Source organism: Citrobacter sp. LJND-P06 (genome assembly GCF_058188415.1).
The window spans coordinates 3180699-3204808 of record NZ_CP187317.1 but is presented as its reverse complement, the minus strand read 5'-3'; the positions used below and the strand labels follow the sequence as shown (position 1 = coordinate 3204808).

Sequence of the window (24110 nt, the reverse complement as noted above, 5' to 3'; positions counted from 1 at the left end):
AGGGGTCAGGAAGACCTGTATGCGGATGTGCCCGACGTTGAAAAACTACCTATCGGGCGTTAAAGAAATGAAAGTCGAAGCTGTTACGGTGGGCGAACTTCATAATATGAGTTGTTCGCCTTATATGGGGCATTATCCGATTATTATTTTCCATTTTACTTACCATCCATTTGAAATTTTAAAGCCTGGGTATTTTATCCAATAAATTCCTGCGATCCGTGAAGGGGATCAATAAAAAACGATCAATTCGAAAATGTTAAGGCGCCTGGCGTGATTATTTTGGGGTTGGCGGTTATTTCATTTTTGGAAGTGTTTGTTTTTTGTTTTTGTTATTATTAAAACAAATGGATGGGGTTCGTAAATAATCTTTTTTGCGAAAATACTTTCTGAAATTAAATAATGAGTTCATTAAAAAAAATGAAGAACTAATTATGGCATAAACCGATAGCCGATTCCCGTCTCGGTAATAAAGTGGCGAGGGCGGGCGGGATCCTGCTCCAGCTTCTGACGTAAATGCCCCATATAAATACGCAGATAGTGGCTATGTTCGACGGCATTCGGCCCCCAAACCTGATTCAATAACTGGCGTTGAGTTAATACTTTGCCCGCGTTATTTAACATCACCGCCAGCAGGCGAAATTCAATGGGGGTCAGGTGGATCTCTTCTTCACCGCGATGCACAAGTCTTGCGGTCAGATCCACCTTCACGTCAGAAAAACAGACCACCGGATCGGGAGACGGGCTGGCGGAATGACGACGTAAAGCGACACGTAAACGCGCCTGCAGCTCGCCAATACCAAAGGGTTTACTCAGATAATCATCGGCGCCGGCATCCAGCGCGGCGATTTTGTCGCTCTCTTCACTGCGGGCAGAAAGCACGATGACGGGAATAACGCTCCATTGGCGCAGATCGCGAATAAAATCAATGCCGTCGCCATCCGGTAAACCCAGATCGAGAATGATAAGGTCGGGTTTTCGCGTGGCGGCTTCCAGTAAACCACGCTGCAGCGTATCGGCTTCATAGACACGCAGTCCGTCGCCTTCCAGCGCGGTACGCAGAAAACGACGAATGGCCTGCTCATCTTCAACAATCAGAACGTTTGTCACATATCCTCATGAAAATCTTCAAGTTCAGGGGGCGATTCTTGTGGCAGTGTAACACGGAAACAGGCGCCGCCCTGCGGTCGATTATGCGCAGCGATAGTGCCGCCGTGTACCTCGACAATCGCCTGGCAAATCGCCAGACCCAGCCCAACGCCCGGGACTGAAGACTCTTTGTTTCCGCGGGCGAACTTATCAAAAATACGGTGCTCTTGCCCTTGCGGGATGCCAGCGCCATTGTCCCACACATCCAGAGTCAGGTGATCCTCCTCAATATGGGCATCAATGCCGATGGTTGCCTGTGCGCCCGCGTATTTAACCGCATTTTCCAGTAAATTGATCAGCACGCGTTCAAACAGCGGGCCGTCTACGTGAATAAGCGTTAGCGGTTCCGGTAGCGAAAGATTGATCGGATGCGCTAACCCCGGCTCCAGCATTTGCAGGGCGCTGCCCACCACCTCTTCCAGTGTCAGCCACTCCTTCTTAAGATTAAACCCACCAGACTGAATGCGCGCCATATCCAGCAGATTATTGACCAGCCGCGTGGTGTTGAGCACATGCTGGCGGATCTCATTGGCCTGGCGGGCATGGGATGATCCTTCGCTCGCCAGATCGAGCGTCAGGATTTCCGCCTGACCAAACAGCACGGTCAGCGGCGTGCGTAAATCGTGAGAAAGCGCGGCGAGCAGAGCATTACGCAGGCTTTCGCGTTCGCTGGCGAGCCGGGCCAGTTCTTCACTGGTCGTGAGCATCAGACGTTCAAGGGCGCTGGCGACCAGCAGAGTAAATGTTTCCAACAGACGCTGCTGCTCGGGGATCATCAACTGACGAAGGTTGTCCGGCTCGACAACCACCAGACCGTGCGTTTTATCCGCACTTTTTAAGGGCAGGATCTGATACGGAACGCCGGGCAGGGTGTCAGTTCCCGCACCGGCACGTTGACCCTTATCAAAGCTCCACTGGGCGATCGCGTCATCCCAGGGCGTGAGGCCCTGCTGCTGCGTCAGGGGCCTCAGCTTGCCGTTTTCATCGGGCAGTAAAAGCTGGCTGCGCGCCTGAAATGTGGAGGCGATAAACTGCTCGCTGGTGGTCGCGATATCCAGCCTGCTACGCCCGACCGCCAGCGCTTTCGACATTTCGTAAAGATGGCGGGTGCGTTGTTCCCGGTAGCGGGCGACGCGCGCCTGATAACGCACCCCGGCCGTCAGATTCCCAATCACCAAACCGACCGTTAACATCACGGCAAAGGTCAGCAGATACTGTACGTCCGAAACGGCGAGGGTGCCGCGGGGCGCAATAAAAAAGAGGTCGAAACTGACCACGTTAATCACGGTCGCCACTACCGACGGCCAGCGACCGTAAAAGAGGGCGATCACGACCACACCCAGCAGATACAGCATCACCAGATTCGCGGCGTCGAAGGCCACCAGCCACTGCATGGCAATAAGGGTGGTGAAGGCACAGAGTGCGGCGGCAACGATGCAACCCTGAATTTGTACCCGCCACTTGTCTTTAAAGGCGCGGGTGTCGGGGGCGTGCGTCAGCGTGCGGGCGGGCGGTTCATCCAGCGCAACAATGACCTGATCAAGATCCGGTGCGCGTTTTGCCAGCCGCTCGGCAAAGGAATCGCTGCGCCACCAGCGGCGTGTGGTGGGGCGTCCCATGACGATTTTGCCGAGATTATGTTCTCTGGCATAACGCACGACGGCTTTCTCTTCAGCAGGGTCGGAAAGGGTGGCGGTTTCAGCGCCCAGCTCCTGGGCCAGTCGCAGCGCGCTGAGGATCGCCCGGCGTTGTTTTTCCGGTAACTGGTGCAGCGCGGGCGTTTCCACATACACCGCGTGCCAGATGCTGCCAAGTCGCGAGGCCAGTCGGGCCGCCGCGCGTACCAGTTTTTCGCTGCCGGTATTATGTCCGATGCACAGCAGTATGGCGTCGCGGGTATGCCAGACTTTTTCTTCCCCCTGACGGTCGCGCCATGCTCGCATCTGGTCGTCTACCCGATCGGCGGTACGGCGCAGCGCCAGTTCACGCAGGGCAATCAGATTCCCTTTGCGAAAGAAATGCTCGATAGCCCGTTCTGCCTGACCGGCGATATAGACTTTCCCTTCGTTGAGGCGCTGGCGAAGATCGTCAGGAGGGAGGTCGACCAGCACCACTTCGTCGGCCGCATCAAAGAATGGATCGGGGACGGTTTCACGCACGTGAATCCCCGTCACGCCGCTGACGACGTCGTTCAGGCTTTCCAGATGCTGCACGTTCACGGTGGTAAAAACGTCGATCCCCGCTTCGAGCAGCTCTTCAATATCCTGCCAGCGACGGGGATGACGTGAGCCTGGCGCGTTGCTGTGGGCCAGTTCATCCATCAGGATCAGCGCCGGACGGCGGGCAAGGGCGGCATCGAGATCAAATTCGTTGATATGCCGTCCACGATGCGCATGGCGTTTGAGCGGGAGGATGGCGAGCCCCTCCAGCAGCGCGGCGGTTTCTTTGCGTCCGTGGGTTTCCACCACGCCGATTAAAATATCCAGCCCTTGCGCCCGTAGCCGCTGCGCTTCTGCCAGCATCGCCCATGTTTTGCCGACGCCCGCACAGGCACCGAAAAATATTTTCAGCTTTCCCCGATGGGGGGCGCTGGTCTGCTCCAGCAGGCGATCCGGGTCAGGACGCAAGGGTTCGTCGTTCATGTCGCTTAGTGCCCCTGTGACGCATCCAGCGCCAGGTTGAGTTCAACAATGTTTACCACCGGTTGCCCAATAAAGCTGACCCGCGGTTTTTGCGTATATTTTGCAACCTGTTGCGCCACCTCTTCAACGGAGAGCTGACGCGCTTTCGCGACGCGCGGGATCTGCCAGGCCACCGCGGCGGGCGTCAGATTGTTGTCGAGGCCGCTGGCGGAGGCGGTCACCAGTTCCACCGGCACCGTTGGGCTGGCCTCTGGATTGGCGGCGCGCAACGCGGCAATACGGCTCTGCAGTTGTTTATCCAGCTCAGGATTACTGACAGCCAGATTGCTGCCACCCGAAGCCATTGGATTATAGGGCATTTCAGCCGTGGCGGACGGACGACCCTGAAAATAACCGTCGCGGGTAAATGCCTGGCCTATCAGCGCGGAACCGCGCACGCTGTTACCTTCGCGAATGAGCGAACCGTTGGCCTGGTCAGGGAACCACCACTGGCTCAGGGTGGTCGTCAGCAACGGATAAACGCCGCCGGTGATAACCGTCAGAAACAGAAACGTAGATAATGCAGGACGAAAACCAGTCATCAGAAACCTCACACCAGACCCAGCAGGGTCAGCAGTAAATCAATCACCTTGATGCCGATAAACGGCACAACAAGACCGCCCAGACCATAAATCCACAAGTTGCGGCGCAGCATGGCTGACGCGGATAACGGTTTGTAGCTCACGCCTTTCAGCGCCAGCGGGATCAGAAACACAATGACCAGCGCGTTAAAAATGACCGCACTGAGGATCGCGGAATCCGGCGAATGCAGGTGCATCACGTTCAGGGCATTCAACTGCGGATAGGTCGTTGCAAAGGCCGCCGGAATAATCGCGAAATACTTCGCCACGTCATTGGCGATACTGAACGTGGTCAGCGAACCGCGCGTCATCAGCATCTGTTTACCGATGTGAACCACTTCAATCAGCTTGGTGGGGTTCGAGTCCAGATCCACCATGTTGCCCGCTTCTTTCGCTGCCTGGGTGCCCGAGTTCATCGCCACCGCCACGTCGGCCTGGGCCAGCGCGGGGGCATCGTTGGTGCCATCTCCGGTCATCGCCACCAGACGCCCTTCCGCCTGGTACTGGCGGATCAGCGCCAGTTTCGCTTCCGGCGTGGCTTCCGCGAGAAAGTCATCAACACCGGCTTCTGCCGCAATCGCCGCCGCCGTCAGCCGGTTGTCACCGGTGATCATCACCGTTTTGATACCCATTTTACGCAACTGGGCGAAGCGTTCTTTGATTCCCCCTTTGACGATATCTTTCAGCGCAATCACGCCGAGCACGCGGGCGCCTTCGACGACCACCAGCGGCGTGGCGCCCTGGCGGGCGACGTTATCCACTTTTTGTTCGACATCAGCAGGGAACTGACCGCCGTTGGCTTCAACGTGGCGACGAATCGCATCCACCGAGCCTTTACGAATCATCCGGTTATCAATATTGATCCCGCTCATGCGGCTTTGGGCGGTAAACGGCACAAAGGTGGCATGCAATGACTGAACGTCACGCACGCGCAGATTAAAACGCTGTTTGGCGAGGATGACGATACTGCGACCTTCCGGGGTTTCGTCTGCCAGCGAAGAAAGCTGTGCGGCGTCGGCCAGCGTTTTTTCGTCGACCCCCTGGGCGGGCAGAAAATCGGAGGCCTGACGGTTGCCGAGGGTAATGGTGCCGGTTTTATCCAACAGCAAGACATCCACGTCACCGGCGGCTTCCACCGCACGACCGCTGGTGGCTATCACATTCGCCCCCAGCATTCGGCTCATCCCCGCCACCCCGATTGCCGAAAGGAGCCCACCGATGGTGGTGGGGATCAGGCACACCAGCAGGGCGACCAGTACCGTCACGCTGACCGCGTTTCCGCCCCAGACGGTAAAGGGCCACAGGGTCGCCGTCGCCAGTAAAAAGACGATGGTCAGCGCAATCAGCAGGATGGTGAGCGCAATTTCGTTGGGCGTTTTGCGCCGCTGTGCGCCTTCAACCATCGCGATCATCCGGTCAAGGAACGTCTCGCCGGGGTTGACGCTGCATTCAATAACCAGCCAGTCGGAAAGAATACGCGTCCCGCCGGTCACCGAGGCGAAATCGCCGCCAGACTCACGGATAACCGGCGCGGACTCCCCGGTGATGGCGCTTTCGTCCACCGACGCGCCGCCTTCGATAACCTCACCGTCGCAGGGGATAATGTCGCCTGCTTCTACCAGCACAATGTCGCCTTTACGCAGTTCATCCGCCGGGACGTGATCCATTTTTGCGCCATATTTCGGTTCGCGCAGTTTGCGGGCAAACGCCGTTTTTTTAACGCCTTTCAGGCTATTGGCCTGGGCTTTGCTGCGTCCTTCTGCCAGCGCTTCGGCGAAATTGGCGAACAGCACCGTCACCCACAGCCACAGGCTGATAGCGCCCGTAAACAGCGGATTGCCCGGCATATGTCCGGTGGCGATGGCCACCGTAATCAGAGTGGTCAACAGACTGCCAATCCAGACGATGAACATCACCGGGTTGCGCCATTGTGCGTGAGGATTTAACTTTTTCACGGCATCGAGAAGCGCCTGAGCGACCAGGGAGGGTTCGAACAGCGCCAGTTGTTTGCGACTCATAACAATGTGCTCCACATCGCTCAACGTAAAGAGAGGTGTTCTGCCACCGGGCCAAGCGCCAGGGCAGGAATAAAGGTCAACGCGCCGACCAGCAGCACCGTACCTATCAGCAACCCGACAAATAACGCGCCGTGCGTGGGTAATGTGCCGGGGCTGGCGGGCTGGATTTTTTTACTCACCAGCGACCCGGCAATCGCCATCACCGGAATAATGACGCCGAACCGACCAACAAACATGCAGAACGCCAGCAGGCAGTTCCAGAAAGGGGAGTTGGCGCTCAGGCCAGCGAAAGCGCTACCGTTATTGTTTGCGGCGGACGAGACGGCATACAGCACTTCGCTGAAACCGTGCGGGCCCGGGTTTAGCATGGCGCTGCGTCCGGCGTCCGTCATCATGGCGAGTGCAGTGCCGAGCAGAACCAGCGTGGGCGTGACCAGAATCGCCAGTGCGGTCATTTTCATTTCGCGCACGTCGATTTTCTTACCCAAATACTCCGGCGTACGGCCAATCATCAGCCCGGCGATAAACACCGCCAGCAGAACAAACAGCAACATGCCGTAGAGACCCGAGCCAACACCGCCGAAGACCACTTCGCCAATCTGCATCAGCCACATCGGCACCATACCGCCCAGTGCGGTGAAGGAGTCGTGCATGGCAACGACCGCGCCGCAGGATGCCGCTGTCGTCACCACCGCATACAGGCTGCTGACCAGGATCCCAAAGCGACTCTCTTTGCCTTCCATGTTGATGCTGCTGTCCGCGCCCAGCGCCAACAAATGGGGATTGCCCTGGACTTCTGCCCACATCACTACCGCGACGCAGACCACAAAAATCAGCGACATCGCCCACAGCAGAGTGCGCCCCTGTCGGCGATCGCCCACGGCATCACCAAACGCAAAACACAACGCGGTGGGGATCAAAAAGATCGCCAGCATCTGTACCATATTGGTCAGCGCCGTGGGGTTCTCAAACGGGTGTGATGAGTTGGCATTGAAGAACCCGCCTCCGTTAGTGCCGAGCACTTTTATCGCCTCCTGCGAGGCCACCGGGCCCATCGGCAGGATCTGTTGTACCCCTTCGAGGGTGACGAACGGCTGATAAGCGGAGAGGGTTTGCAGTGTGCCTTGCTGAACAAAAAACAGCGCAATGAGCAGCGAAACAGGCAGCAGTATCCACAACGTAATGCGAACCAGATCCATCCAGGCATTGCCCAGCGTACTGATGTTCTGGCGCATAAAGGCGCGGATCAGCGCGAAGACAACCGCAATACCGGTCGCCGCGGAGAGGAAGTTCTGTACCGTAAGCCCGACCATCTGACTGAAGTAGCTCAGGGTCGTCTCCCCACTGTAAGACTGCCAGTTGGTATTGGTGACAAAACTGACCGCCGTATTAAGCGCCAGATGCCAGGAGAGGCCCGGCAGTTGCTGTGGGTTAAACGGCAGCAGGTTTTGCCCAAGCAGCATCAAAAACAACACTGCCAGACCCAGTAAATTCAGCATGAGGAGAGCCAGCAAATAGCGCTGCCAGTTCATCTCTTCGGTCTGGATTCCCAGGCCACGCCAGAGCAGGCGTTCGACGCCGCCCACACCCGGTAGCGGCGTATTATTGATAAGCCTGGCCAGTCCAGACCCTAAAGGCCTGGCGACCACAAACAGCACCAGTAAAAAGCTGGCAATGAGTAAAAATCCTGAAGCGGCCATCAGAATGCCTCCGCATTAATCAAGGCATACACCAGATAAACCAATAACAAGAAAACCAGCCCGATGCCGATTATCACGCCTGTACTCACAGAGCACCTCCCGTGGCATTTTGTTTTGATATCCAGAGGGTAGGTTTTTGGTTGCAAAGATTTCGCAAAAATCCGGGGGGCGGGTATAAAAAAAGTATAAAAATGAAAAAGACCATTATTTAACTAATGGTTAGTTTTAATTTAACTTTCTTGTAACTTAATTACGGTAGTGAAGGTAAATAAAGCGCAAATAGCTAAAAATAAGTGGTCGGATGAGTAGTAAAATTACACGAAAGGCGATACTATTTTCATCAGTTAACCAAGTTCATTTTTCCGGTGCGTTTCACCGGCCAGATAAAGGGGAGAAAAGTATGGAACTCTATAAAGAATATCCTGCACACATTGTCTTGTTACGCCGTACTTTTGCCGTTGTGGCTGGTGTACTGGCGCTGCCGGTGATGTTGTTCTGGAAAGACCGTGCCCGTTTTTATAGCTATCTGCATCGCGTCTGGTCGAAAACCAGCGATAAGCCGGTGTGGATGGATCAGGCTGAAAAAGCCACCTGCGATTTCTATTAATTGATCGTCGCTCGATAATAGCCATCACATGCTCTGGTAATGCCAATCGAAACTGATTGGCATTTACCCTGAAAAAGCAACATGCTGATTTTGAGAAGTGTTCCGTTCACTTCATGTTCTTCGCTTCTCTGGCATTTCATGTCCCGTGAACGGGTAAAGGGTGCTATCGCCGCACCCTTTACAATCCCGGCTCCCGGCAGGAAAATTGCCGCTTCGCGGTGTACCTCCGTTTATTCCTCCAGGCTACCGGGTCGGGCGCGAGGTAACGTCCCTGTAAAACGCGCCCTGAACCCGCATCCCTGCGGGTTCCCCCGGCCTTACGGAAACACGTCGGCAATTTTCGGCCGGACTCTCCCCATACCTGACCACCTGCGTTGTTGTTTAAACAGCCAAACGGAAATTACTGAAAGTCGGAAGGCTGAAGCGACACCACGGTCCGGCTCGAAAATCGATGAGACGTTGACGGCTGACCGGGGCCGCCCGCAGGGACGCGGGCGGAGGGGACGGCCTGCAGGGACGCAGGCTCGACCCCGACCCGACAGGCAGACGGAATAAGGCGAATATATCGCGAAGCGACGATTTTCCCGCCGGGAGCCAGGGTTGCAAGGGAGGCGGCGGCGAGCCTCCCTTGCACGTTCACAGGGAGTGTGGCTTCAGAGAAGCAGTGGTCATAAGGTGAACGTCACCCTTCACCAGAGTGACAAGTGCTCCCTCATTCCTTAGTTAACCCGCGTTACCCCCGCAATGTGGCGGCGCTTATGTCTACACTTATTACAGGCACGAAAAAGGAGCTGTGATGAGTGAGAAAATCCCTGTCGGCATCAGCGCCTGTTTATTAGGCGACGCGGTTCGCTTTGATGGCGGGCATAAACGACTGGCATTTGCCGTTGAAACGTTATCCCCCTGGGTTCATTTTGAAGCGGTTTGCCCGGAAATGGCTGTCGGCCTGCCTGTACCCAGACCCGCATTGCGACTGGTAAAAAATGAAGGCGGTGCCTTCGCGCTACGCTTTAGCGATAAGCGGGAAGGGGATCTGACCGATGCCATGACCACGTTCAGCCATGCGCGTATTGCCGGATTCGAACATTTGTGCGGATATATCGTTTGCGCCAAATCGCCCAGTTGCGGGATGGAGCGCGTACGTGTCTACGATGCTGACGGCAAAAACAACCGTAAAGCCGGGCGCGGGATCTACACCTCGATTTTAATGGAAACCTTTCCGTGGCTGCCGGTGGAAGAAGACGGGCGGCTGCACGATCCGCAACTTCGTGAAAACTTTGTCGAGCGCATTTATGCGCTGCATGAACTGAATGACATTCGCCAGCAAGGACTGACCCGCGCGGCGCTGTTGGGCTATCACAGCCGCTACAAACTGCTGCTGCTGGCGCATTCACAGCCGGAGTATCGGGAGTTGGGGCGTTTTGTGGCGGCCATCCATGCGTGGCCGGATCTGGACGTGTATTTTGCTGAGTATCGCCTGCGGCTGATGACGCTACTCTCGCACCCCGCCACCCGGCGTAATCACACCAATGTCCTGATGCATGTTCAGGGATATTTCCGTAAGCAATTGAACCCCCGTCAACGTCAGGAACTGACTGCGCTTATCGAGGGGTATCGCCGCGCGACGCAACCGCTGCTTGCACCGATCACGTTACTCAAACACTATATGGCGGAGTATCCGGATGCCTACCTCTCCGGACAACGTTACTTTGATCCCTGGCCAGAGGCCCTGCGTTTGCGCTACGGAAGCTAAACGTATTACTGATTCAGGAGTGTTATGACCACCCATCTGGTCTGGTTTCGTCGCGATTTACGTCTGCATGATAATCTTGCTTTAGCTGCCGCCTGCCGGGATCGTTCGGCGCAGGTGCTGGCACTGTTCATCTCTACCCCGACCCAGTGGGCGGCGCACGACATGTCCCCGCGTCAGGCGGCGTTGGTAAATGCCCAACTCAACGCGTTGCAAATCGCGCTGGCGGAGAAAGGCATCCCGCTGCTGTTTCGTGAAGTGGATGATTTCGCGGCCAGCGTCGGCGTGGTTTCTGAGGTATGCCAGCAACATGGCGTCAGCCATCTGTTTTACAACTATCAATATGAAGTGAATGAACGCCAGCGTGATGCTGCGCTAGAGCGCGCGCTAAGCCAGGTGGTTTGTGAAGGATTTGATGACAGCGTGATATTGCCGCCCGGCGCGGTGATGACCGGCAATCACGAGATGTACAAAGTGTTTACCCCCTTTAAAAACGCCTGGCTAAAGCGACTCAAAGAGGAGATGCCCGCGTGTGTTGCGGCACCTGAGCGCCGTAACGGCGGGGCGATGTCGTGCGACGTCACGCCGTTGACATTGACCATGCCACAGCGGGATTTTGACCCGACGTGGTTCCCTGCCGGGGAAAAGGCGGCGATTGTGCAGTTGCGTCAGTTTTGCCAGCAAACGGCGGAACGCTATGAGCAGTTACGGGACTTTCCCGCCCTTGACGGAACCAGCCGTTTATCCGCGAGCCTGGCGACCGGTGGGCTCTCGCCGCGTCAGTGTCTGCATCGCTTACTGGCGGAACAACCGCAGGCCATTGACGGCGGCGCGGGAAGCGTCTGGCTGAATGAGCTTATCTGGCGGGAATTTTATCGGCATTTGATCACCTTTTATCCGCGGCTGTGCCAACACCGCCCGTTTATTCACTGGACCGATCGCGTGCAGTGGAAACGTAACGCCGCGCATTTTCAGGCGTGGCAGGACGGGAAAACGGGTTATCCCATCGTGGATGCCGCGATGCGCCAGCTCAATGCCACAGGATGGATGCACAATCGGTTACGGATGATTACCGCCAGCTTTTTAGTAAAAGACCTGCTGATTGACTGGCGGGAAGGGGAGCGCTATTTCATGTCACAGCTTATCGATGGCGATCTTGCCGCCAACAATGGCGGCTGGCAGTGGGCCGCCTCGACCGGCACCGATGCCGCGCCGTACTTTCGCATTTTTAACCCCACCACGCAGGGCGAAAAGTTTGACCGTGACGGTGACTTTATTCGCCGCTGGCTGCCGGAATTGCGCAACGTGCCCGGAAAAGCCATCCACACGCCCTGGACGTGGGCGCAGAAAGACGGTGTTACGCTGGATTACCCGCACCCGATTGTGGATCACAAACAGGCGCGATTAGAAACGCTGGCGGCGTATGACGCGGCGCGAAAAGGCGGCGCGTAGCAGAGTGCGATGCCCGACAGGCGTAACCCATCGGGCATCCTGTTCTCAGGATTCCAGCGCCACAGGGCGATTTTTGAATTTAAGCGCCTGATACAGCCAAATCAGCATCACCAGGCCGACACAGGCGAATGCGCCCCAGGTTATCTCACTGAAAACATCAATATAGGTATTGATGGAATAGTTGATAGCCCCCGTTGCGTCGAACGCACCTTGTGAAGTCTGGTCGGCAATCACGCCGGCCAGATAGTTGGCGATGGCCCCGGAAAGCAGCATATAAATGCCGGTCAATACGCCGGTCACGCCAGGGATTTCAATCCGCGTAATCTGCGACATCGCCACCGGGTCAATAAACAGTTCAGCAAACCCCATCACCGCCAGACCGAAGACCATCAGCGGCATAGAAGAGTAACCGTAAGTGGCAGACCAGCGCGCGCTGAGCGTCAGAATGCAGAAACCGGCGCTCATCAAACCCAGACCCAGCGCGAACTTACCCCAGATTCGTACCGTACGGTTGCCGGTGATACTCTCTTTGACCAGCCAGGCCAGCACCACGCCGCACAGCATGACGGCGAACGCGTTCACCGACTGGAACATGGCCGTCGGTACCGAATAACCGAAAATATCCCGATTCACAAAGCGGTCGATGTACAGACTGATAGAACTGCCGCCCTGCTGAGCAAATGCCCAGAACAGGAGACTGAAAAAGGTCAGGGTTACAATCAGCTTCAGCTCTTTGCGCTGTTTCTGATTTTGCGCCTGGCGGTAAATTCTCGCCAGAACACTCAGACCTATCACGGTTGCCACAATCAGCGCGTAAACGGCCCATTCCTTCCAGAATAATACGGCGATCAGCAGCGGCGTTGTCACCAGTAATACCAGCAGCCAGGCCCAGTTTGGCAGCCCGGCGTTTTTGGCGCACAGAACCGCTTTATTCACCCCGGTGGTCTGCGAGAAATGACGATTGCCGCACATGAAAATAACCAGCCCCGCCAGCATACCGATAGCCGCCAGCGCAAAACCCATGGCCCAACTGTACTCTTGCTGCACATAGCCACAGGCGATGGGCGCGACGATCGAACCGACATTGCCAGCGGCGTAGAGTAAAGAAAAACCGCCGTCACGGCGCGGATCGTCTGACGTGTATAACTCGCCCAACAGACAACTGATATTGGATTTAAACAGGCCATAACCGCAGACGATAATCGCCAGCGACAGATAGAGGAACGTCGGGGCCATTTCGCTGGCGCCGAGAACCAGATGTCCAATGGCCATTAATAGTGCGCCCAGCATCACCGCCATCCGGTTGCCGAGGACGTTATCTGCCAGATATCCCCCCAGAATAGGGGTGACATACACCAGAGAGCAGTAGGCGCTGAACAACGCGTAGGCGTGATTATCGTCGTACTTAAGCTGATTGGTGAGATACAGGATCAGCAGGGCACGCATACCGTAAAAACTGAAGTATTCCCAAATTTGCAGCGCGACAACGTAGTAAATGGCGCGTGGTTGATATGATTTTTTATTCATTATATTTCCGGCGTGGATGCCACATCGCATGATACATGCGCGACGTGATTGGGTTTCCTTAACATCATAAAGTCGATACAGATCTGATTATTTTTGCAATATGCTGTCTGATTGCATAAATATACATGAAGTGGAGCGGGTGGGGGTAAGCAAATTTTGTCTTAAAATGGCGCGGTTGTTTATCAATATGTCAAAGAAATGGCTATCGACGAACAGGCGGGAGAACGCTATTTTAACGTAATGAATACATTAAGAAGGGAACAATGATGAAAAACACTGAACTGGAACATCTGATCAACGAAAAACTAAACAGTGCGGCCATCAGTGATTACGCGCCGAATGGATTGCAGGTTGAAGGAAAAGCAACGGTACAAAAAATCGTGACCGGTGTAACGGCAAGCCAGGCGTTGCTTGACGAAGCCGTCCGCCTGCAGGCTGATGCGGTTATCGTTCATCATGGTTACTTCTGGAAAGGGGAATCGCCGGTTATTCGTGGAATGAAGCGTAACCGACTGAAAACCCTGCTGACCCATGATATCAACCTCTATGGCTGGCACCTGCCGCTGGATGCCCATCCTGAACTGGGCAACAACGCACAACTCGCGGCGTTGCTCGGGATCACCGTGATGGGTGAGATTGAGCCGTTAGTCCCGTGGGGCGAACTGACGATGCCGGTTCCGGGCCTGGAGCTGGCGTCATGGATTGAAGCGCGTCTGGGGCGTAAACCGTTATGGTGCGGGGATACCGGGCCGGATACGGTTCAGCGTGTGGCGTGGTGTACCGGTGGCGGTCAAAGCTTTATCGACAGCGCCGCCCGTTTTGGCGTCGATGCATTTATTACTGGCGAAGTGTCTGAACAGACGATTCATTCAGCGCGTGAACAAGGACTGCATTTTTATGCCGCCGGACATCATGCGACCGAGCGTGGCGGTATTCGTGCGTTAAGCGAATGGTTGACTGAAAACACCGAGCTGGACGTCACCTTTATTGATATTCCCAATCCGGCCTAAACAACTCTAAGAGGGACGAAAGTGCAACGAGCGCGTTGTTATCTGTTGGGTGAAACGGCGGTGGTACTCGAACTTGAGCCGCCGGTCACCCTCGCCACGCAAAAACGCATCTGGCGGCTGACACAGCGTCTGGCCGAGATGCCGAATGTGGCGGAAGCCATTCCGGGAATGAACAATATCACGGTTATCCTGCGTGAGCCGCAAACCCTGGCGCTGGATGCCATAGAGCGGCTGCAGCGCTGGTGGGAAGAGAGTGTGGCGCTGGAGCCTGACTCACGTTTTATTGAGATTCCGGTCACTTACGGCGGAGCAGGGGGGCCGGATCTGAGCGAGGTGGCCCGACACAGTGGCCTGAGTGAAAAACAGGTGGTTGAACTGCACTCTTCCGTCGAGTACGTGGTCTGGTTTTTAGGTTTTCAGCCTGGGTTTCCCTATCTTGGGAATTTACCGGAACAATTACATACCCCGCGACGTGCGGAACCACGCCTGCTTGTTCCGGCAGGTTCCGTGGGTATCGGCGGCGCGCAAACGGGAATTTACCCCTTGTCGACACCGGGCGGTTGGCAGTTGATCGGTCATACCTCGCTAAAACTGTTCGACCCTATGCGGGATGAACCGATTCTGCTGCGTCCCGGAGACAGTGTGCGATTTGTGCCGCAGAAGGAGGGCGTATGCTGAATATTATTCGTGCGGGTCTGTACACCTCCGTACAGGATGGCGGACGGCAGGGTTTTCGCCAGTCCGGGATTAGCCATTGTGGTGCGCTGGATAAACCGGCGTTGCACATCGCCAATCTGCTGGTGGGCAATGATGCCAATGCCGCGGCGCTGGAAGTGACGCTGGGTCAACTGGTGGTGGAGTTTATGGCCGACGGCTGGTTTGCCCTGACCGGCGCAAGCTGTGAGGCGCGACTGGACGACAAACCCGTCTGGACAGGCTGGCGGTTGCCGATGAAGGCAGGACAGCGGCTGACGTTAAAACGACCGCAACACGGGATGCGCAGCTATTTGGCTATCGCGGGCGGGATTGATGTTCCACCGGTGATGGGGTCATACAGTACCGACCTGAAAGTGGGGATCGGCGGCCTGGAGGGGCGTCTGTTAAAAGACGGCGACCGCCTGGCAACCGGGAAACCTGCACGGCAATTCAGCGGCCCGCAGGGGGTTAAGCAACTGCTGTGGGGGAACTGGATCCGCGCGCTGCCTGGCCCGGAATATCATGAATTTGATACGGCCTCGCAGGAGGCATTCTGGCGCTCACCCTGGCAACTCAGTCCGCAAAGTAACCGGATGGGCTATCGTTTGCAGGGGCAGCCGTTAACACGCACCACGGATCGCGAAATGATGTCCCACGGTTTACTGCCAGGCGTCGTGCAGGTGCCGCACAATGGTCAGCCGATAGTCCTGATGAATGATGCCCAGACAACGGGCGGCTATCCGCGGATTGCCTGCATTATCGAAGCCGATATGTACCATCTGGCGCAAATTCCCCTCGGACAGCCGATTCATTTCGTTCAGTGTTCGCTGGAAGAGGCGCTAAAAGCGCGCCGGGATCAGCAACGTTACCTGCAACAGCTCACATGGCGGCTCAGTGATGAAAATTGACCTCAATGCAGACTTAGGTGAAGGCTGCGCCAGCGACAGCGAACTGCTCACGCTGGTCTCCTCTGCCAATATCGCCTGCGGATTTCACGCGGGTGATGCGCAAACCATGCTGTTAAGCGTGCGCGAAGCACTAAAAAATGGCGTAGCGATTGGCGCACACCCCAGTTTTCCGGATCGGGAAAACTTTGGTCGCACCGCCATGACGCTACCGCCGGAAACGGTGTATGCCCAAACGCTGTATCAAATTGGCGCGCTGGCGGCAATTGCGAAGGCGGAAGGCGGCGTGATGCGCCACGTTAAACCGCACGGCATGTTGTATAACCAGGCGGCCAAAGACGCGCAACTGGCAGATGCTATCGCCAGGGCAGTGCATGCCTGCGATCCGGCATTGATTCTGGTGGGACTGGCCGGCAGTGAACTGATCCGCGCAGGCGCTCACTATGGCCTGACGACGCGCCAGGAAGTGTTTGCCGATCGGGGATATCTGGCGGATGGCAGTCTGGTGCCGCGCACCCAGCCAGGCGCGCTTATCGAAGACGAAGAACAGTCTCTGGCGCAAACGCTGGAGATGGTGCAGTCCGGGCGAGTCAAAAGCATTACCGGCGAGTGGGCGAACGTGGTGGCGCAAACGGTGTGTCTTCACGGGGATGGCGAGCACGCACTCGCTTTTGCCCGTCGCTTGCGCGCCGCGTTCAACGCATACGATATTCAGATTGGCGCATAACGCATTAATATTTATATAAAACAATAAAATAACACGCAACATAACTTACAGGAATGGATTATGGAAGATGCAGTCGCACTCTGGCCACTGATGGGGATCGCCGTCATTGTGGTTGGCTTTCTCTTACGCTTTAACCCGGTATTGGTGGTCATCGTTGCCGGGATCGTCACCGGACTGGCGGCGCATATGCCGATCGCCAGGATCCTTGAAAAATTGGGGGAAGGTTTCCTCAACACCCGTAATCTGCCGTTTACCCTGCTGATCCCGCTGGCCGTTATCGGTCTGCTGGAGCGCCACGGGTTGAAAGAGCGCGCCCAGGCGTGGATTGCCAAAATCCACAGCGCCACGGCGGGACGCCTGCTGATTGTGTATCTGTTTGTGCGTGAAGCCACCGCTGCGCTGGGATTAACCAGCCTCGGCGGCCATCCGCAAATGGTGCGCCCGTTGCTGGCACCCATGGCGGAAGGGGCGGCAGAAAAAAATCACGGCGCGCTTCCCGGCGCGGTGCGTTACCGCCTGCGGGCGATGTCGGCGGCGACCGACAACGTTGGGCTGTTCTTTGGCGAAGACATTTTCGTGGCCTTTGGTGCCATTATTTTCATGCACAATTTTATGCTGGAGTCGGGAGGGATCCAGACTGAGCCGTTGCACATTGCCCTGTGGGGGATCCCGACGGCGATCTGCGCCTTCCTGATCCACGCAACAAGGCTATGGCGTCTGGATAACTATCTGCAGCGAGAAATGGCGAAAGTGAATACCGTTGCGGCCAGCAAAGGAGAAGCGAAATGAATTTTCAACAAAGCTATCTCTACTGGCTGGCCGGTGTGGTGTTATTGCTGGTCGCCGTGATGTCCTGGCGGGATAAAGCCAATCCGCGCCGTTTAACGACCGGATTGTTCTGGGGCGTTTATGGCCTGCTGTTTTTAGTGGGCGACTGGACATATTCTCTGGTTGGCGACAAACGTACGGTGCAAATTGCGGTCGGCGTGGCGGTGGTGCTGATGGCGTTGATTGCCGGTTTCGGCGGCGTGAAGCTGGGCAGCTATCACCAGCGTACCCGCGAGCAGCGTCAGGAGAGCGCCACCCGGCTGGGCAACCGTCTGTTTTACCCGGCGCTGGCGATCCCAGTGGTGACGGTGATCGGCGTACTGATGTTCAACCACATCCCCGGATTACAGAATACGCTGTTTGGCCCTGGCAACCATTCCACGCTGGTCACGCTGTTTTCGATGACCGCAGGGACGGTGATCGGTCTGGGGATGGCGATAAAAATGACCCGCGAGAGCGTCCATCAGCCGATTCAGGAGGCGCGACGTCTTCTGGATTCTATTGGCTGGGCCTTCATCCTGCCGCAAATTCTTGCCACGCTGGGATTACTGTTTACAGCGGCGGGCGTTGGCAGCGGGATTTCGTATCTCACCCAGCACTACCTTGCCGTTGACAGCCGCTTTGTGGCCGTTGCGGTTTACACCCTTGGTATGGCGCTGCTGACCATGGTGATGGGCAATGCGTTTGCCGCTTTCCCAATTGTGACGGCGGGAATTGGTATTCCGATTCTGGTGTTGCAGCACGGAGGTAATCCGGCGGTGATGGCGGCCATCGGCATGTTCTCTGGCTATTGTGGAACGCTGATGACGCCGATGGCGGCCAACTTCAACATCGTACCGGCAGCGCTGCTGGAACTGCCGGATAAAAACGCGGTCATTAAAGCGCAGGTGCCGACCGGCGCGCTGCTGCTGTTGGTCAACGTGTTCCTGATGTATTTTCTGATGTTCCCGTAAGGAGGGCGCAATCCATGAAAACCGTCTTAATCACCGGATTTGAGCCCTTTGGCGGCGAGCAGGTTAACCCTTCCTGGGAAGTCGTCTCCCGACTCGACAATGCGATTATCGCAGGATGTCGCGTGGTGGCGCGCCAACTGCCGTGCGTGTTTGGCGAATCGCTCACGGTACTGAGCGACGCCATTGATGCGTTGTCGCCTTCGCTGGTGCTGGCCGTCGGTCAGGCGGGAGGGCGTGCGGATATTACGCTGGAGCGGGTGGCTATCAACGTTGATGATGCCCGTATCCCGGATAACCGTGGCAAGCAGCCGGTTGATGAGCCGATAGTGGCGCAGGGGCCGGCGGCCTGGTTTAGTACGCTGCCGATCAAAGCGATGGTGGCGGCAATGCGTGAAGCGGGCGTTCCGGCCTCGGTGTCGCAAACCGCAGGGACGTTTGTCTGTAACCACGTGATGTACGGACTGCTACATAAACTCAACGCCAGGCCGGAGGTGAAGGGGGGATTCATCCATATCCCTTATTTGCCAGAACAGGCGGCGGCGCACCCTGGCGCGCCAAGCATGGCGGCGACAACGGTGCGTCAGGCGCTGGAAATCGCCATTACCACGGCGCTACAGGTAGAAAATGATATCGCCGTAACGGGCGGTGCAACCCATTAAGTAAGGACAGAACATGCCAGAAGGCCCGGAGATTCGCCGCGCGGCGGATAACCTGGAGGCGGCTATCAAAGGCAAACCGCTGACGGATGTCTGGTTTGCCTTTGATAGGTTAAAACCGTATCAATCATCGCTGATTGGGCAAACCGTCACTCAGATGGAGACGCGGGGGAAAGCGTTGCTGACCCACTTCTCCTCAGGACTCACGCTTTACAGCCACAATCAGCTTTATGGCGTGTGGAGGGTGGTCGATAGCGGTGAAACGCCGGAAACCACACGCGTTTTGCGCGTCCGGTTGCAAACCGCCGATAAAACCATCCTGCTTTATAGCGCGTCCGATATCGACATGCTGACGCCAGAACAACTGACCACGCATCCGTTTTTGCAACGGGTTGGGCCGGATGTTCTGGACTCCAATTTAACGCCACAGGCCGTTGAAGCCCGACTGCTTTCACCGCGTTTTCGTAATCGCCAGTTTTCCGGGCTTCTGCTGGATCAGGCGTTTCTCGCCGGACTGGGAAACTATCTGCGGGTGGAGATCCTCTGGCAGGTGGGATTGTCCGGGCAGCACAAGGCGAAAGATCTCAGCGATTCGCAGCGCGTGGCGTTATCGCACGCGTTGCTCGATATCCCTCGTCTGTCTTATACCACCCGGGGTCAGGTGGATGACAATAAACATCACGGTGCGCTGTTTCGCTTTAAGGTCTTTCATCGCGACGGTGAAGCCTGCGAGCGCTGCGGCGGTATTATCGAAAAAACGATGCTTTCATCACGACCGTATTACTGGTGTCCGCATTGTCAACGGTAGGGCGACACGTTACCCTTGCAGTCCGCATGTCAGGTATTGAACAGGAGAGAAAATGGATTTTCGGCGTTTTTATGGTGTTGCATTACTTTTCATCTTGACCGGCAGTTCCGCCGTTTTTGCCAGCGACAGCCCGTTACCCATCAACTCATCGGTTGAGGAACTGACCCAAAGACTTGATGGCACGCAGTGGCACTATGCGTCGGTCAGTCGGGAATCGCTGATGGGGGATAAAAACCACCCTGACGCTTTTTACCAACAGACATTCACCGACAAGCCAATCGCCTTCAAAGGCCATGAGATGATGTTCGGTACGGCGTGTCGCTTGTCCTGGAACGCCTACGCTCAGACGCCTGTGAAGTATTATCACAGCAATAGCACCGTTGAAATCTATACCTCCCTGTTTGCCAGTGTCGGTCTGAAACTGCCTGAAAAACTCACCATTCTGGAGACAACATCGCCGGTGGGAGAGTGCCCGTTTGCGGGCGTTGAGTTACTCGATTTTGGCAGCAAACTGGCTTTTTTATATGAAGATAAAATCGTCACTTACACTCGCGGCGGCAATAAACAGGCCACAAAACCGGATACCCGCAAGTGTGAATCGGGGCCACGGGATATGGAATATGTGTATGAAAATGGGGCAATGACGCGCTGTTTTTATCCCAATATGTCGATGAACGACGCCTACGAGGCGCACCGGAAAGCGCGGTCAGATAGCAAAAATCTGCTGCCGACATTGACGCCGGGTAAAAACCTCACCATTGAAAAACTGGGCGATACCGAACGTGTGGAATATCAATGGCAAGGGGATAACGTTTTGCATATTACGCAGAGTTTTCCGGGAGGGACGACGGAATTTTTACTGGAGTCGGCAACGGCGGGAACCACCGTTACAGAAACCGAATTTCCGGATTAATACGTCTCGTCATGACAGAGGCTGTTTCGGCGCATGGGCTGAAATAAACCGGGCCACGGCGGGGCCGGTTAGCAAAATGCTAAACAGCCTCAGGGTCTGCATTGCCATGATCAGCGCCATGTTGGCATTGCTGCCAGCGGCGATCACCGCCACCGTATCCAGCCCTCCGGGGCTGGTGGCAAGGTAAGCGGTCATAAAATCAATCTGCATGTAGTGGGCGAGTCCCCATGCCATTGCTGCGCAAATTGCCAACAGGGCAAAGATCGAAGCCAGAATTTGCGGCAGCGGGCGCAGCGCCAGAAAGAACACCTGTTTGTCGAAACCCAGGCCAATACGCCAGCCGATCGCCATATAAGCCGCCGCCAGCAGCCATTCCGGCAATTCAATTTCAACGATTCCACCTGAATGCAGCACCGCGCCCGCCAGCATCGGCAACAGCATGGTGCCGGAAGGAATGCGTAATACGCGCCCGGCAATTCCCGCGACCGCAGCAAGCAGCAGGGTGGTTAACAGGTTCAGACTGAGCGGCGGGAACCATTCAATCTGCTGGCTGACCGCTTCGGCACCGTTGCCCAGTGCAATACGCGTGACTAACACCGCGGCGCCGGCAACGAACAGTACCCGCAGGTATTGCATGAACGCCACCAGTCGAATATCTGCGCCGTAGTCCTGCGCCATGGAGACCATTGCCGCTGCCCCGCCGGGAGACGAGCCCCACGCGCCGGTGTTGCCGGGTAATCCGCTGTAACGCACCAACAGCCAGCCCACCGCCGCGCTGGAAAGCAGCGTGACGAACAGGATAGCCAGCACAACCGGCCAGTTTACCGCCAGGGTGGTCAATATCGAACTGGTCATGTTTTGCGCAATCATGCAGCCAAGAATCGCCTGTGCGGCAAGAAAAGCGGAACGGGGAAGGCGCAGAGTGACGCCTTTCATACTGAATACAATGCCTGCGATCATCGGGCCGAGCAGCAGTGCCGCCGGGAGATGCAAGAAGAGAAAAATCAGCGAGAGCAGGAGAGAGAGCAGAAACAACAAGCTCCACTGCAAAACGGGCATTTCATGCTCCCTGGTATTTTTGTGAGATGTATCGATACAGCATAGAGAAAGCGGGCGGAGAAAAAAATACCAGTAATCAATAAAAAGGCGGGGGAAGGGCGGTGAAGGCATAAAAAAACGCGCCCGCAGGCGCGTTTTGCTGAGCGCGAAAATTAACGCTTGATCGCGGATTTAAAATCGCGCTGCTCGTAGCCGGTGTAGAGCTGACGAGGACGTGCGATTTTCATGCCGTCGGTGTGCATTTCGTTCCAGTGTGCAATCCAGCCCACGGTACGCGCCATCGCGAAGATAACGGTAAACATGGAGGACGGAATGCCCATCGCTTTCAGAATGATACCGGAGTAGAAGTCTACGTTCGGGTAGAGTTTCTTCTCGATGAAGTACGGGTCGTTCAGCGCGATGTGTTCCAGCTCCATCGCCACTTCCAGCAGGTCATCTTTGGTGCCCAGCTCTTTCAGTACTTCGTGGCAGGTTTCGCGCATCACGGTCGCACGCGGATCGTAGTTTTTGTAAACACGGTGACCGAAGCCCATCAGGCGGAAAGAGTCGTTCTTGTCTTTCGCGCGGCGAACAAATTCCGGTATGTGCTGAACAGAGCTGATTTCTTCCAGCATTTTCAGCGCGGCTTCGTTCGCGCCGCCGTGCGCCGGTCCCCACAGGGAGGCGATACCGGCTGCGATGCAGGCAAATGGGTTAGCGCCAGAAGAACCGGCGGTACGCACGGTAGAGGTTGACGCGTTCTGTTCGTGATCGGCGTGCAGGATCAGGATACGGTCCATCGCACGTTCCAGCACCGGGTTCACTTCATAGTTTTCACACGGTGTAGAGAACATCATGTTCAGGAAATTACCGGCATAGGAGAGGTCGTTGCGCGGGTAAACGAACGGCTGGCCGATAGAATACTTGTAACACATTGCCGCCATGGTGGGCATTTTGGACAGCAGACGGAAGGCAGCAATTTCACGGTGGCGCGGGTTATTCACGTCCAGGGAGTCGTGATAAAACGCCGCCAGCGCACCGGTGATCCCACACATAACGGCCATCGGATGAGAATCGCGACGGAAGGCGTGGAACAGGCGAGTAATTTGCTCGTGGATCATCGTATGGCGGGTAACAGTAGTTCTGAACTCGTCGTACTCTTCCTGGCTCGGCTTCTCGCCGTACAGCAGGATATAACACACTTCCAGATAGTTGGACTCGGTCGCCAACTGATCGATCGGGAAGCCGCGATGCAGCAAAATACCTTCATCGCCGTCGATGAACGTAATTTTGGATTCGCAGGATGCGGTAGAGGTAAAACCTGGGTCAAAAGTGAACATACCTTTTGAACCAAGGCTACGAATATCAATAACGTCTTGACCTAGCGTGCCCTTCAGCACATCCAGTTCAATAGCTGCATCACCATTTAGGGTGAGCTTTGCTTTTGTATCAGCCATTTACGGTCTCCTTAGCGCCTTATTGCTTAAGACTGCCGGAACTCACATTTGCCTTCGTACATCAATGAACCGTTACCAGTTTGTTATTTGGCTCGCCGCTCTGGAAAGAGGGGGGAAGACCTGGGTACAGAGCTATGGGCGCTTGCAGGTAAAACGGTTAATTCATGGCGAATAAGCAGCAAATCAAGTACTTAGCAATCCGAATTATTAAACCTGTTTATCACTAATAACTGTCCTGAAGGAATCGGTCAATACCTATACACTGTTACATAACTTAATGTCAGGTGAAAGAGTGACCCCATAACTTTTACGCATTATATGCTTTTTCTGGTGTCGTTTGTAACAACTTTGTTTAATGGTTGTCAAATCAGATGATTAAAAATTAAATAAATGTTGTTATCGTGACCTATGTCACTGTTCGGGATAAAACCCGACAAACTATATGTAGGTTAATTGTAATGATTTTGTGAACGTCCTATACTGCCGCCAGGTCTCCGGAATACCCTGCAATCCCGAGCCACCCAGCGTTGTAACGTGTCGATTTAGCATCTGGAAGCAGTGTTTTACATGACGCACAGTTATAGATAAGGACGCTGTCTGACCCGCACGCAGACCGGAGTAAGGAAATCCCGCCGTCTTCCAGGCTACAGGATCCTC

The 24110-nt window shown here is 55.6% G+C and carries 23 protein-coding genes; 12 read left to right on the top strand and 11 right to left on the bottom strand.

Features of this window, described 5'->3' with window-relative positions; translation table 11 throughout:
• Window positions 1–49 precede the first annotated feature (49 nt).
• The 7 genes from speFL to kdpF all read right to left on the bottom strand — a co-directional run bounded on the left by speFL (window position 50) and on the right by kdpF (window position 8215).
• The gene (gene speFL / locus ACO7SM_RS15315; protein WP_490468249.1) at window positions 50–154 is read right to left on the bottom strand and encodes a leader peptide SpeFL; all 105 of its coding nucleotides are present in this window, start codon (window positions 152–154) and stop codon (window positions 50–52) included.
• A 275-nt stretch (window positions 155–429) separates the two neighbouring features.
• Window positions 430–1107: a two-component system response regulator KdpE gene (gene kdpE / locus ACO7SM_RS15310; protein WP_490468248.1), complete on the bottom strand. Its 678-nt coding sequence runs from the start codon at window positions 1105–1107 to the stop codon at window positions 430–432.
• A complete protein-coding gene (gene kdpD / locus ACO7SM_RS15305; protein ID WP_490468247.1) occupies window positions 1104–3788 on the bottom strand; it encodes a two-component system sensor histidine kinase KdpD in 2685 nt (894 codons plus the stop codon). The genes kdpE and kdpD overlap by 4 nt, the downstream gene beginning before the upstream one ends.
• A gap of 5 nt (window positions 3789–3793) precedes the next feature.
• The gene (gene kdpC / locus ACO7SM_RS15300) at window positions 3794–4369 is read right to left on the bottom strand and encodes a potassium-transporting ATPase subunit KdpC (protein WP_490468246.1); all 576 of its coding nucleotides are present in this window, start codon (window positions 4367–4369) and stop codon (window positions 3794–3796) included.
• Between the two features lie 8 nt (window positions 4370–4377).
• A complete protein-coding gene (gene kdpB / locus ACO7SM_RS15295) occupies window positions 4378–6426 on the bottom strand; it encodes a potassium-transporting ATPase subunit KdpB (RefSeq protein WP_490468245.1) in 2049 nt (682 codons plus the stop codon).
• A gap of 20 nt (window positions 6427–6446) precedes the next feature.
• Window positions 6447–8126, bottom strand: a complete 1680-nt coding sequence (gene kdpA, locus ACO7SM_RS15290; RefSeq protein WP_490468244.1) for a potassium-transporting ATPase subunit KdpA — start codon at window positions 8124–8126, stop codon at window positions 6447–6449.
• Window positions 8126–8215: a K(+)-transporting ATPase subunit F gene (gene kdpF, locus ACO7SM_RS15285; protein ID WP_162382540.1), complete on the bottom strand. Its 90-nt coding sequence runs from the start codon at window positions 8213–8215 to the stop codon at window positions 8126–8128. Before kdpF ends, kdpA begins: the two co-directional genes overlap by 1 nt.
• 311 nt (window positions 8216–8526) lie before the next feature.
• Between kdpF and ACO7SM_RS15280 the strand changes: the two genes are divergently transcribed.
• From ACO7SM_RS15280 to phrB, 3 genes are all read left to right on the top strand, one after another.
• Window positions 8527–8733 (top strand): YbfA family protein, encoded by a 207-nt coding sequence (locus ACO7SM_RS15280; RefSeq protein ID WP_162382539.1) that lies wholly within the window; start codon window positions 8527–8529, stop codon window positions 8731–8733.
• A gap of 796 nt (window positions 8734–9529) precedes the next feature.
• Window positions 9530–10486 carry a YbgA family protein gene (locus ACO7SM_RS15275; protein ID WP_490468243.1) on the top strand — a complete coding sequence of 319 codons (957 nt, stop codon included), beginning with the start codon at window positions 9530–9532 and terminating at the stop codon, window positions 10484–10486.
• 24 nt (window positions 10487–10510) lie between these two features.
• Window positions 10511–11935: a deoxyribodipyrimidine photo-lyase gene (phrB, locus tag ACO7SM_RS15270; RefSeq protein ID WP_490468242.1), complete on the top strand. Its 1425-nt coding sequence runs from the start codon at window positions 10511–10513 to the stop codon at window positions 11933–11935.
• 45 nt (window positions 11936–11980) lie between these two features.
• Here phrB and dtpD read toward each other — a convergent pair whose 3' ends face one another.
• Window positions 11981–13462 carry a dipeptide permease DtpD gene (gene dtpD / locus ACO7SM_RS15265; protein ID WP_490468241.1) on the bottom strand — a complete coding sequence of 494 codons (1482 nt, stop codon included), beginning with the start codon at window positions 13460–13462 and terminating at the stop codon, window positions 11981–11983.
• A 266-nt stretch (window positions 13463–13728) separates the two neighbouring features.
• Here dtpD and ybgI point away from each other — a divergent pair, with 266 nt between their 5' ends.
• The 9 genes from ybgI to ACO7SM_RS15220 are packed head-to-tail and all read left to right on the top strand — an operon-like array spanning window position 13729 to window position 20958.
• Window positions 13729–14472 (top strand): radiation resistance protein YbgI, encoded by a 744-nt coding sequence (gene ybgI, locus ACO7SM_RS15260; RefSeq protein WP_490470959.1) that lies wholly within the window; start codon window positions 13729–13731, stop codon window positions 14470–14472.
• A 21-nt stretch (window positions 14473–14493) separates the two neighbouring features.
• Window positions 14494–15150: a 5-oxoprolinase subunit PxpB gene (gene pxpB / locus ACO7SM_RS15255; protein ID WP_490468240.1), complete on the top strand. Its 657-nt coding sequence runs from the start codon at window positions 14494–14496 to the stop codon at window positions 15148–15150.
• Window positions 15144–16076 carry a 5-oxoprolinase subunit PxpC gene (gene pxpC / locus ACO7SM_RS15250; RefSeq protein WP_490468239.1) on the top strand — a complete coding sequence of 311 codons (933 nt, stop codon included), beginning with the start codon at window positions 15144–15146 and terminating at the stop codon, window positions 16074–16076. Before pxpB ends, pxpC begins: the two co-directional genes overlap by 7 nt.
• The gene (gene pxpA / locus ACO7SM_RS15245) at window positions 16066–16800 is read left to right on the top strand and encodes a 5-oxoprolinase subunit PxpA (protein ID WP_490470958.1); all 735 of its coding nucleotides are present in this window, start codon (window positions 16066–16068) and stop codon (window positions 16798–16800) included. Before pxpC ends, pxpA begins: the two co-directional genes overlap by 11 nt.
• Before the next feature lie 60 nt (window positions 16801–16860).
• Window positions 16861–17589 (top strand): DUF969 domain-containing protein, encoded by a 729-nt coding sequence (locus tag ACO7SM_RS15240; protein WP_490468238.1) that lies wholly within the window; start codon window positions 16861–16863, stop codon window positions 17587–17589.
• Window positions 17586–18581 (top strand): DUF979 domain-containing protein, encoded by a 996-nt coding sequence (locus tag ACO7SM_RS15235; RefSeq protein ID WP_490468237.1) that lies wholly within the window; start codon window positions 17586–17588, stop codon window positions 18579–18581. The genes ACO7SM_RS15240 and ACO7SM_RS15235 overlap by 4 nt, the downstream gene beginning before the upstream one ends.
• A 14-nt stretch (window positions 18582–18595) precedes the next feature.
• A complete protein-coding gene (gene pcp, locus ACO7SM_RS15230; RefSeq protein WP_490468236.1) occupies window positions 18596–19240 on the top strand; it encodes a pyroglutamyl-peptidase I in 645 nt (214 codons plus the stop codon).
• A gap of 13 nt (window positions 19241–19253) precedes the next feature.
• A complete protein-coding gene (gene nei / locus ACO7SM_RS15225) occupies window positions 19254–20045 on the top strand; it encodes an endonuclease VIII (protein WP_490468235.1) in 792 nt (263 codons plus the stop codon).
• Between the two features lie 52 nt (window positions 20046–20097).
• Window positions 20098–20958 carry a hypothetical protein gene (locus ACO7SM_RS15220; protein WP_490468234.1) on the top strand — a complete coding sequence of 287 codons (861 nt, stop codon included), beginning with the start codon at window positions 20098–20100 and terminating at the stop codon, window positions 20956–20958.
• A gap of 9 nt (window positions 20959–20967) precedes the next feature.
• Here the strand turns inward: ACO7SM_RS15220 and ACO7SM_RS15215 are convergent, their stop codons facing one another.
• The 3 genes from ACO7SM_RS15215 to ACO7SM_RS15205 form a co-directional block, all read right to left on the bottom strand.
• Window positions 20968–22017 carry an AbrB family transcriptional regulator gene (locus ACO7SM_RS15215; protein WP_490468233.1) on the bottom strand — a complete coding sequence of 350 codons (1050 nt, stop codon included), beginning with the start codon at window positions 22015–22017 and terminating at the stop codon, window positions 20968–20970.
• 152 nt (window positions 22018–22169) lie between these two features.
• Window positions 22170–23453 carry a citrate synthase gene (locus ACO7SM_RS15210; RefSeq protein WP_203358465.1) on the bottom strand — a complete coding sequence of 428 codons (1284 nt, stop codon included), beginning with the start codon at window positions 23451–23453 and terminating at the stop codon, window positions 22170–22172.
• A gap of 255 nt (window positions 23454–23708) precedes the next feature.
• A complete protein-coding gene (locus tag ACO7SM_RS15205) occupies window positions 23709–23768 on the bottom strand; it encodes a hypothetical protein (protein WP_442870729.1) in 60 nt (19 codons plus the stop codon).
• Window positions 23769–24110 lie beyond the last annotated feature (342 nt).